Raw genomic sequence first — 11,486 nt, forward strand, 5'->3', positions numbered from 1 at the left:
TAAAGCTCAGCATATCACAAATCTACAGGAAAAGCTATCCCATTTCTTTTATTTATGCCCGTATTTATTTCCCCTCAGATAAAATTAAAGATTGTCTTTTACCGATTCATATTTAAACTCATAATCACCGATGGTTACTTTATCCAGATTCTCCGGCATGATCCATGCATCAAAGGTTCCTATTATTTTAAAAGACCATGTTCCATCCTTATGAAGCACCGGTGCGCTGCTTCCGTCGAATGCAATTTTATCTCCATTTTTTAAATACAGAGAAGCATTTTCTTCCACCCCTTTGATAATTTTGTTTCCATTAAATTTCTCCTCGGAAGTGACTTCCAGATAATATCCCATCGGTGAAATACTGCATTCCTTCAGGGTCGCTTTTTCTTTTCCAAACTGCAGCTCCTGCCCTTGTGCAAGATTCACTGAAGAATCTTTGCAATCTGTCATCACATCAAACGTCCATTTTCCCTGAATGTCAACCTGAGACATGTCATCCCCAAACCATAATTTAAGATCTGATATGGTGATCTGCAGATGCTTTCCTATCTGTTCATCATAATTAAAAATGGTATAATATCTGATATTATAACGATTCCATTCCTGCTTCAAACAGTCTTGACTTCCACTGGTCCACAGCTTTCCCCCAATGCCCAGACAGTCATCCTCCACAAATTCTGCTCCGGTACACTTCCGGCCCTTCTGATCCAGCATACTCCCATCGGACTTTTCTATTTTATAAACAATACCCACATGTCTTGCGTCGCGCATAATGCCCTCGGCTGTAATCTTAATTCCTGCATTTTGAGAAGTAATGTCCAATGCTTTTCCCATTTTACCTGCTATCTGAATTTCTTTTTCTGAATGGATACCAAACAGATTTTTTATTCCTTCCGGGAGCTGTCCATTCGCTGCAGCAATCCCGGCGCTTCCTGCTCCCAGAATCAGCACAACACAGGCACAGGCTTTTACAAGGGTGGTCCATTTTGTGTTATTCTGCTTCTTTCGCACCTTTATCTCATTCAATACATTCTTTTTGATCCGCTTTGTTTCCAATTCTGATAATTTCTTCCCTTCATATTCCTCTAAATCAACAGATACCTCATTTAATAATTCATATAATTTATTCATTATAATCCCTCTTTTCTGATCAGTGATATTTTCACGGCTATCCCTTTTTGTGGACATTAACAATATTTTTATTTTGTTCTTTTTTTCTGGCACGCAATTTCTTTTTCGCTCTGGAAAGTCTGTTATAAATAACAGGCTTGCTCAATTTCGCTGACTGACTGATTTCTTCTACCGATTCCTCTTCTACATATAAACGCAGAAACAAATCTCTGTCCCGCTTCGATAAACATGATAATAATGCCTCCATCTCCTCTGATATTTCATCTGCGTCTGCCACGACAGGCAGTTTTGATTCCATTATACGATCACACTCTGCCGTTTCGAGCGATACTTCCATCTGTTCCTTTTGATATTTTCTCAGGTAATCAATCGCTTTATATTTTGCAATCGCCGCGATCCAGTTTTTAAAGCTGTTCTTTTCCGGCTGAAAGGAATCTATATGATCCCATATGGCCAGCAAAACATCATTCATGCATTCCTCCTGATAGCTCTGCATACGAAACAGACTTTTGGAGATCACTGCTTTTAAAAGTCCCCCGTATTCATCAATCACATAAAGCAGTGCTTTTTCATTATGCTTCTGTAATTGATCCATATAATTTTCTTCGTTTATCTTCATATCGTTTCCTCACCAACAGACAATTTATCCGGATATTTGTGTTACACTTATTATTACGGATAAAAATACGGAAATCTATCAAAAAAGACTGCCCACACATATTTTTGTGCGGGCAGTCTTGTATTTCATTATGCTATACCAACAACGCATAATATTCCCACGGCCAGATCACCTGATCGAAACAATTTTCCATATACTCCCAGATATCGTCATCCGCATATCCCATCATCCGAAAAATAACACATACACTTTCCCTTAATTTTTCATAGGTTATCTCCCCTTTGTACCCATGCAAAAATAACACCTGCAAAAGTACGGCATACTCCATTGCCATCCATTCTAATTTTACGAGGATATCCTGCACCGGCTCTGTGCCCGGTGTAATAACAGCCGATGACATTTCTTCCGCAAACAGTTTCCTCAGATGTTGTTTCCATTGCGCAAGCTTTGGCAGAAACTTATTCCAGCATTCTGTTTTCTGACAATCCAGATCCTCCGCCTCTTTTGCAAGGGGCACCAGAAAATCTGCATAAATATTTTGTTTCCGATATATCTCAGAAATATCTAAAAACAATAAATTATATTCTTCCAGACGGTCTTCTGTCATTTGATCGTTCGCTCCAATGGCTTCCCTAATTTTCTGAAGATCCGTTATATTTTTATAATGTAAAAATTCCTTCTCAAGAACTCCCTTCTGCTCTAATTCGTAAAGATCCAATGCGATCAAAAAACAAATTTCCAATGCTGTATTTAATGGAAGCTGCTTGTCATTTACAATTTCCAAAAACCAATTTCTGATTTTAAACAACACCGGATTTAATTCACAAATTTCTTCATTTTGGGACGTTTCTTTCACTTTCTGTCCACAAATTTTCTGTGTCTGAGTTTTCTTTTCCTTAATTTCTTTTTCCAAAATATGAAAGTCATCCTGCTCCCACATCAGATCCAGTACCGCCGGGCATCCGGGAGTCAGACACTGTTCTATTCTGTCATTATACCTGTGCTCTTCTCTCGGAAAAGTCTGACAAGTATGAGAAATTGCCTGTTCTCCATGGCTTAATACAATTTTACACAATTTTTCCTCATTAAGAAATGGACACATGCCATCTTTATTTAACCGGATAATGTGTCCTTCTTCAACCTCTTTCACATGCTTTTTCCAGTCCTCCTGCCAATGAAAAAGCGTCTCGTCATCCACCGCAATACGCCACTGCATACAACATGTCATAGGACATGCCGATGCGGTACACTGAAATTTATCATAATAATCCGGCTGGTATAATTTCATCTTTTCTTTCTCACTTTCCCTGCAGTTTCACATTAAAGTTTTCTACTCTCTTATCGCTCAACAATGCCTTCGTTGTAAAAACGAGTGATTGCCGCCTGTGCTGTCTCAGACTCATGCTTCTTACGAAACCGTTCCCGGTCTTCCAAAATCGCAAGCATTTCATCGACTACCATCTCGATGCTGGGATCTGTGATCCGGTACAAATAACCCAGCATTCTTGTTGCGGTATAGTCTGTCGTCATATATTTGTACGCAATCTCACGGCATAACTCTTCCGGAAATTTCTTATCAAGCAGTGCCTGATATACCTCCTCACTGCGGAAGGATTTTTTATTCTTTCTCTCCATAAAATCGTCACTCCTGATACAATAAAAATTAGAAAGTTTTGTTAATGATTCGCTGTACTAATATATATATTATTTAAAAATCATCTGCATATAGTTATAAAGATAAATCTCTACACTGCTCTCATCATGTCCCGTCCCATCAAGCAGCTGCCAGACATAGCAAATATGGAGATCCATTGTTTTATCAAATTTCAGCTCATCATCTTTCAGCTGGCCCGGATGCTGTGATGTATCTGTACCTGAAACCAATCCGGGTGCCGGACATACCGCTCCCACATAACCAAATTGTTCCGGATGCTGAATGCCAATATATAACGCTTCCCTGCCTCCCATAGAAAATCCCGCAATGGCTGTATTTTCCGTTCCTGTCGAGACAGAAAATGTCTTTTCTACAAATGGCATAACATCCTTTTCCAGATCATTTATAAAATTATCATATGCCAGTGAATTTTCTAAATTCATTTCTGTGCATACCTCATTTTGCTTGCTGCAGAAAATATATGTCAATTTTCTTTCATTTTAGTATTCCTTTTCTATCTCTTCATCAATACCGTACATTTTCTGAAACGCCTCAAGATCCGCCGGACTCTTTATCAACATTACCTCTTCTATCCTGCCTGTATGGATATCCTTAAACCCGGCGACCTGTTCCCCGTTACAGATGCTTGCCCTGATCACCTTCATCCTATTGATAATTTTGTGCCTGTGCATTCCACATCATCGCATATATTCCATCCTGAGTTATTAACTCTTCATGCGTTCCCTGCTCCTGTACCTGTCCATCTTTTAGTACAATGATTCGTTCACAAAACCGGCAGCTTGACATTCTATGGGATATGTAAACGGCCATTCTATCCTGGATCAAACGATCAAAGCCTGAATAAATCTCATACTCCGCCATAGGATCTAATGCACTGGTTGGTTCATCCAGAATAATGAATGGTGCATTCTTATACAATGCTCGCGCAATGGCAATTTTTTGTGCTTCTCCCCCGGAAACCTCAACACCTTTTATACCAACATTATACAATGGATTATGGATTCCCTGTTTCATTTTCCGGACACGTTCCCATATACCGGATTTCTGCAAAACCTGTTCTATTTTCTGATCATCATACTCTTCACTTGCCGCAACATTTTCTGCCACCGTCATAGCGAACAACTTGAAATCCTGAAATACCACACCAAACATTGCCAGATATTCTTCATAATCGTATTCACGAATATCCATACCATTTAACAAAATACGTCCCTGCGTCGGTTCATACAGCCTGCATAACAGCAGGATCAAGGTTGTTTTTCCTGCACCATTTGGACCTACCAGAGCAATTTTTTCTCCATAATGAAATGTAAGATTAATATGCCTCAGACTATCCTTTTGGCATCCGGGATATCGAAAACTTACATCCTCGAAAGTAATCACCAGCTCCTGCGGTTTCAAATCCGCCGTAGACTTACCCCCTGCCTTTTTGTGATCCGGCAGCTGCAGATATTCGTAATAATGATGCAAATACTGCATATTGAGCAGTACCGTTTCAAAATGATCCACCATATATTGGCAGGCTCCTCCCAGTGCTGTCAGTGCCGAAACATATTTGACTACTTCCGCTCCTGTGATCATTCCATTGACACCCCTGACACCGATCACCGTATAGGAAATCACCAGAAGCAGTGCCTGAACGATCAGATAACGAATCCGGATCTTTTCCTGAATATCCAGCTTTCGATCCTGAATATCGCATTTTTCATTCCACACTCCGGTCATATCACGAAGCAGTAAATCCTTTAAAGCATATAGACGAATTTCTTTCCCTGTCGTATATTTGCTGAGAATTTCCCGGTAAAAATAGTCATCCTTACGAATCGCATCCAGACTTTCCTCATAAATTTCGTACTGCTTTTTGTTGCCCCGCTTGGATATCCACATAAAAAGGAACATGGAACACAAATTTAACATAAAAATAAGGTATATGATCCACTTCGAATTTAGAATCTGCATTGCACCATTTCCAACCAAGTGCTGTTTCGCTGTTAATATTGGCACAAGTACAATAAATGCATAGAAGATGGAGGCAGCATCACCAATCAGCACTCCCAATTTATCCGAAAACCAATAAATGCCGCCGCTCTCCTTCTCTCCTTCTAATGCTGCTGTCAGAAGCTGCATACTTTCCTGAGATTCCAGTTCCTGATAATCCAGGCTTGCCGCTTTACCTGATATATCTGCCTTGATCCGATAACGGATACTATCCCGCATAGCATTTCCTGCTTTGTCCAAAATATGGTACAGAAGTGTCATAACGAAAGTAATTCCCAAAAGCTGATAAACCAGACTCATAATGTTACTTTTTGTATCCTGCGCCACCAATGCATTTAAGATATCACATCCATATACGATCCCCACATACGGCAACCCCGCCATAATAATGTTTTTCCCCAGATTACATGGCAGAATCCACTTGCATAGTCTATGATTGATTCCAATGACATGCATAAATTTCTTCAAAATTTTTCCTGCAGATTCTTTTTCATTACTGAGCGCATGCTTACTCATTGGAATCACCACCTTTCTCATTGTAATACTGACTTTGTATCTCAAACATTCTAGCATACGCACCGTTTTCTTTCATCAGTTCTTCGTGCGTTCCATCCTCTTTCACCTGACCATTTTCGTAGTAAATAATACGGTCACAAAATTTGGTACTCGCCAGACGATGGGAAATGAAAATCGTCGTTTTCCCCTGTGATAACCGGTGATACTGCTCGTAAACCGCCGTTTCCGCCAACGGATCCAATGCACTGGTCGGCTCATCCAGCAATAAAAGCGGCGCATCCTTATATAAGGCTCGTGCCAGTAATATACGCTGCAATTCTCCTCCTGAAAACGATACGCCATCCTTATCCAAAAAGTTGGTGACAGCCGTCTTTTCTTTCTTAGGCAAAGAACAGATCTTATCCTCAATATCCGCAAGCTGCATTGCTTGCTGCAGCTTCTGCTCGTTGATATTTTCCTGTTTTTCGCAGGCAATATTTTCTGCTACCGAAGTGGCCATCACCATCATATCCTGAAATACTGCACCCACTAACTTACGGTACTCCGTCTCCGGATAATCAGAAATTTCTCTGCCATTAATAAGAATCTGTCCTTTATTAGGATGATAAAAACCACATAAAAGTTTCACTAAGGTAGTCTTTCCGGCTCCATTTACGCCCACCAGTGCAATATTTTCTCCTGCACTCACCTTAAGATTCAGATTATGTATCACATCCTGTTCTGCACCGGGATAACGAAAACATATGTTTTTGAATTCAAGCGTGACACCTTTCTCTGTTTTATCTGTCCCATTTTTTGTATAGATTGTTTTTGAAGTTTCTTCCTGATCTGCCTTTCTTTCATTATAAAAGCTTCCCTGATTCTCTTTATCTGTGGTATATTCCGAATCCGGCAATTCCATAAAACTCCGATAATCGTTAATTCCCCAGTTACAACGGATCATCTCACTGTTTGCGTGCACAAAGCCGTCTCCCATATTGCCACCATTTAACCAGCCCGCAAATCCGGTAATAATTCCCAGATAAAATGTAAACGTGGTCGCATTCAATTCTCCTGCCAGAAACTGATTCACCAACACAGTATACGCAATGATGTCACGCACGAACGACCAGATCGTGTCCGAAAGGTGCGGCAGAAAATAATACATTTCCACACGTTTCCATACCTTCATCCGCCTCTGAACCAACGTCTTCATAACATCTACAAACCACTTTTCCATATGGTACAGCCGAATATCTTTACCGTCCGTAGCCGACGTACTTCTCTGAAAAAAATATTCCACTCTGGAATCGGTTTCCCAGATTGTTTTTCTGTATTTCCGGTAACCCTGGAGCGCAATTTTTCTCTCAATCATCACATTCATAATACTCATAACCGCAAAAACCGGCAGAACCCACGGGCATCTTGGAATCAGTATGATCGTATATACAACAATCCCCAACAAATTAAATGCAAAGGGGGTAAACATATCCATAATGCGGCTCCAGCCATTCCATTCCACGGAATAACTGTATTTTGCACCATCCGCCAATTGTTTTCCTTCTGCACTCTCCAGAATTTGATAATCTACTGTCATAATTTTACTGATCACTTTCTTCTGAACAGATTGAAACAGCACCTTATAATTTTTCTTTTTTATTATAAAATCATACTTCGTAGAAATGATTCCCATGATCATATTCCCAAGCACAAACAAAAACATTGTACCAAAAAAGGTTAAAAAATCTGCCCTTTTTTCAACCATACTAATCGCAACACTTGGAATGACCGCTGCAATAAACGGAGCCAGAAATCCTGCTACTGACCGTACTGCAATATACCATGGATACTTATGATCGAAGCTGTACATTTCATGAAACACAAACTTCCAATTACTTAAAATCGGATATTCTTTATTCATTTTTTCCATATTAAATTTGTAATCCTTTCCAATCTGTTTCTTGTTCAATTGATTACTTTTAATCAAAATATATCTAAGATTTTTGCAACCGTAAAATGCTTTATTTCCTATCCATTTAACATCTTTTGGAATTGCAATATTCTGTAATTTATGCTACTTTCTTCACCATACTGACAATGTCACTATTCACTTCCATGATTCTCTTATCCTGTTCCATTTCTGCAATAGACATCCAATAAAATTTCTTTCCATCGATTTCAAACGAATCCTGTTCTATTTCTTCATTAAACTCCTTAATTAAAAACTGATAAAATCTATGACGATAACACCTGTTCTCCTTTGCACTAACAGAATATTTTTCGTGTACTTTTTCAAAAGCAACAGCGCCCTCTAAACTATCCTGTGAAACTTTTAATTCCATCTGGCATCATAATAAAGTAAAAACCGATTATCATTTGAATGAAATGTATCCTTTATCAAGACAATTGAATGTGGATGTAATCTATCTTTGTTAAAAGGATTTCTAACAACACGACATGTATAATATATTGCATAGCATGTATAGGCTATCCCCAATATCACTAATATAATCTGTACTATCAATCCTATTGTTTTCCATTTTGAAAAATCAGAAATTGCCATTGGTATCCAAAAGGCAATCGCCGCTATTATCTTTTCTATTCCTTCACCAACTCTGTTTCCAAATATATTCTGCTGTTTTGTTTTTCCAATCACGTTCTTCTTACATATCATAAAAAACAAAGTACCTCTTCCACTACTCAAAGCAATGGCAGAGGCACTCATTCATTAAAATGTCTCTTACAACATTTCCTTTTTAAAATATCAAACTAATCCTACTTGTCGGCGATTGCTGCCTATGCGGAGGGTTACATTAGAAGGGCATTTATCAGATTCTCATTTACAAACTATTCCATTCCTGTTCCATTGGAAACTGGTATGACATATCAAATGCCGAAATTGCAGCTCTGTTTACATCTAAAATCTCTATAAAATCTCTATTTTGTCCTTTTATTCCTTTTTCGTTTAAGCCATTTAGCAATTGTTCCGTAGTCTGTAACATCATTATATGTGCATCTCTTGTTTCATGGTATGTTTCTCTAACACTTTCTCTGCATTGTACATTTAAACAATACAAATAATGTCTAAATGCTTCTTTTTCTGTAAAACCTGAAGACGATGGCAAAGCTGCACTAAATAACATGTCACAATACTTACTTTTCATAGATTCTGCTGGTTCAAGTCTATCTAACAAATTCATTCTCTTAGCAATGTCTAAAAAAGGGATTTTATACTCAGACAATGCCTGTGGACAATAATACCAAATAGCTCTCCTACTTGGTGTATTATCTGTAACAGTAACAAAATGTTCTGGTTGAAACCATCTAAGATTCAAAAAATTTCCTGAAGCAATAGCATCGCACTTAGCTAATGCCAAACAAAGCAATTGATGACTAGCATATCCAACGATAACCTTCTTTTTTTGTCTCTTCAACCCTGCTACTAAAGATAACAAATTGGTAACCCATAATGGGCGATCCACTAAATATAATTTCTGCGGATGTTCACAAACAATATAAACTTCAGCAATATTCCATTCCTCAGCATATGCAATTATTGACTCAATCTGCTCCTCATCCTCTAATACCTCACAAGATAATGCAATCGTATGTATTTTTTCCAAATCTGGTGCATAATCATCAGCTTTTTCAATACATATTTTCTGAATCTTATTCCATAGATGATTAATTTTTTTTGTTGTTATTGCCGGCAAAATCATTTTATTTGTCCCAATATCTTGATTCAACTTAGATAGTTTTGAAACCAACTGTTCAAAATTTCCTCCCTCAAGTGCTGTAAAATCCCCTTTTGGCCAGTAGTCATATAACATTAAATTTTTTTGGAATTTACGTGGATAATACAACTGTGGATCAAACAACACTTCTCCCCCTAATTTTTGTATATCATTTGAAAATTTAACTATACTTGTTGGTTTAATGTTCATTGGACTAATAATAACCGTTCCTGTCCCCTGATTTTTAATTAATTCCTTTGCCACTCCTTGCATTCCATGTCCCATTTGCAAAAATAAATCCATACTTTTTTCTCCTATCTCAATTTGCTATATCATCAAATTACAAAAGTAGACTTAGCCGCTCGCAACCATCCTAACGCCTGCTCGGCAGTTTTAGGTCTCCTAGATGGATATTTCCCCATCATAGAACCCAATAACGCCATAAACTGTTTTTGAGTGTCTCCATTAATAGAATAATTTACCGGAGTAATTGTCTCTGTTTTTTGTAAAACTTCTAATGCATTTGCAGCATTCTCTCTAAAAGGATTTTTTCCTGTAATACATTCATATGTCACAACCCCTAATGAAAAAATATCTGTTCTTGAATCAATTTCCCTTTTTAAATTATTAAACTGTTCCGGCGCAGCATAACCAGGAGTATGTGGTCCTATTAATGCATCTGTTTTCGTCAAAGAATCAGCACCTATAATTCGTGCTATTCCAAAATCTATAAAAAATATTTTTCCCATTTTGTTTACAATAATATTTTCTGGTTTAATATCTCTATGTACTATCCCTTTCTTTTCTATATATGCTATAAATTCTAGTCCTTGTTCAAGAAAACTAACCGCTTCTTTTAATGAAAAAATCTTACCATTGTCTAAAACCTCTCTTAATTCCTTTCCTTCTATTTTTTCTTCCACTACATACAAGGTTTCTGTGGTTTCATATTCAACAATTCCTGTATCAAAAATTTTAGGTATCATTGGAAAATCGATATTTTTCTCAATTTCAATTTCTCTAAGCGAGCGTGGATCATTTTGGGCAAAATAAAGTTTTATCACACATTGCCCCCACTCTTTTTTCGTCGCAGAAAATACTATTTTCTGACCTCCACGTTTTATCATATTTATATTATTATATTCCTCGCTTAATTTTTCAAATGTCTTCATTATAATTCCTTTCTAAGCCATAGCATTACCAATCCATTCATTAAATTGCAGAGACAGATAACTCGATGGCAAAGCCAGCTTTTTTGCTTCTACCACCTTTTTAAATTTTTCCCCTCTACAATAAAGCCCTACACCTTGTTTTCGAACATTCAGTATTGTATCTTGCTTAGGTTTATTAGCACCTGTCAATATATATGACTGTGAAGCAAACCATGTGTTTTTTACCGATTGCTCAAGAACCTTTTTCATATCACACATTTTGGCCTCAACCGAAATCAATCGTTCTATGCCATATATTTTCTTTAAACTTTGTGCTCTCCATACTCCATTTTTACGCACTATCATATCTGCATCTAGTAACCGTTCTAAAGATTCCAATGTCTGTCTTTCTGATAATTTTAAACATTTTAGCAAATGTTCACCTGAACATCCTCTTGAATATATTAACTGCGATAATATTTTTAAATCATTTGTAACCAAACATCTTCTTTTATCGTTCCAAGACTCTATCATGCTCGGATTATATTTTGCAAATACTATATCAGGAAATCCAGTTTCTACTCTCGGCTCAATAAACACTGCTAAATTACTCTTTCTATTCATTCTTTTGAACATATCTATATAGAATTCAACAAATTCTCTTACTAACTCGCATTCATCCC

Annotated in this window: 13 protein-coding genes; all 13 read right to left on the reverse strand. The window is 37.6% G+C overall.

The annotated features are described in order from the left end of the window. Positions 1-84: 84 nt before the first annotated feature. Entirely contained in the window at positions 85-1,131 is a 1,047-nt protein-coding gene (locus H8704_RS02005; protein ID WP_249297072.1) for a DUF4179 domain-containing protein, read from the reverse strand. A gap of 37 nt (positions 1,132-1,168) precedes the next feature. After that, positions 1,169-1,750 (reverse strand): sigma-70 family RNA polymerase sigma factor, encoded by a 582-nt coding sequence (locus H8704_RS02010; RefSeq protein ID WP_118679481.1) that lies wholly within the window; start codon positions 1,748-1,750, stop codon positions 1,169-1,171. Between the two features lie 133 nt (positions 1,751-1,883). Then, complete coding sequence (gene fliB / locus H8704_RS02015; protein ID WP_249297074.1) at positions 1,884-3,038, reverse strand: flagellin lysine-N-methylase; 1,155 nt, start codon at positions 3,036-3,038, stop codon at positions 1,884-1,886. A 50-nt stretch (positions 3,039-3,088) separates the two neighbouring features. After that, on the reverse strand, positions 3,089-3,385 hold the full coding sequence (locus H8704_RS02020) for a hypothetical protein (protein WP_022463679.1): 297 nt from the start codon (positions 3,383-3,385) through the stop codon (positions 3,089-3,091). 69 nt (positions 3,386-3,454) lie between these two features. Next, positions 3,455-3,847 (reverse strand): alpha/beta hydrolase, encoded by a 393-nt coding sequence (locus tag H8704_RS02025; protein ID WP_249297076.1) that lies wholly within the window; start codon positions 3,845-3,847, stop codon positions 3,455-3,457. Between the two features lie 57 nt (positions 3,848-3,904). Then, positions 3,905-4,096 carry an aspartate dehydrogenase gene (locus tag H8704_RS14345; protein WP_118679475.1) on the reverse strand — a complete coding sequence of 64 codons (192 nt, stop codon included), beginning with the start codon at positions 4,094-4,096 and terminating at the stop codon, positions 3,905-3,907. Beyond that, positions 4,071-5,939: an ABC transporter ATP-binding protein gene (locus tag H8704_RS02035; protein WP_249297078.1), complete on the reverse strand. Its 1,869-nt coding sequence runs from the start codon at positions 5,937-5,939 to the stop codon at positions 4,071-4,073. The genes H8704_RS14345 and H8704_RS02035 overlap by 26 nt, the downstream gene beginning before the upstream one ends. Further along, a complete protein-coding gene (locus H8704_RS02040) occupies positions 5,932-7,848 on the reverse strand; it encodes an ABC transporter ATP-binding protein (protein ID WP_249297080.1) in 1,917 nt (638 codons plus the stop codon). Before H8704_RS02040 ends, H8704_RS02035 begins: the two co-directional genes overlap by 8 nt. 139 nt (positions 7,849-7,987) lie before the next feature. After that, a complete protein-coding gene (locus tag H8704_RS02045) occupies positions 7,988-8,260 on the reverse strand; it encodes a hypothetical protein (protein ID WP_249297082.1) in 273 nt (90 codons plus the stop codon). Next, the gene (locus H8704_RS02050; protein WP_249297084.1) at positions 8,251-8,592 is read right to left on the reverse strand and encodes a hypothetical protein; all 342 of its coding nucleotides are present in this window, start codon (positions 8,590-8,592) and stop codon (positions 8,251-8,253) included. Before H8704_RS02050 ends, H8704_RS02045 begins: the two co-directional genes overlap by 10 nt. 166 nt (positions 8,593-8,758) lie before the next feature. Further along, the gene (locus tag H8704_RS02055; RefSeq protein WP_249297086.1) at positions 8,759-9,955 is read right to left on the reverse strand and encodes a hypothetical protein; all 1,197 of its coding nucleotides are present in this window, start codon (positions 9,953-9,955) and stop codon (positions 8,759-8,761) included. A gap of 32 nt (positions 9,956-9,987) precedes the next feature. After that, complete coding sequence (locus tag H8704_RS02060; RefSeq protein ID WP_249297087.1) at positions 9,988-10,824, reverse strand: serine/threonine-protein kinase; 837 nt, start codon at positions 10,822-10,824, stop codon at positions 9,988-9,990. Between the two features lie 12 nt (positions 10,825-10,836). Further along, a partial coding sequence (locus H8704_RS02065) for a hypothetical protein (RefSeq protein WP_249297089.1) occupies positions 10,837-11,486 on the reverse strand: 650 nt, incomplete at its 5' end.

The organism is Jutongia huaianensis, assembly GCF_014384985.1.
GTDB classification, from domain to species: Bacteria; Bacillota; Clostridia; order Lachnospirales; family Lachnospiraceae; genus Jutongia; species Jutongia huaianensis.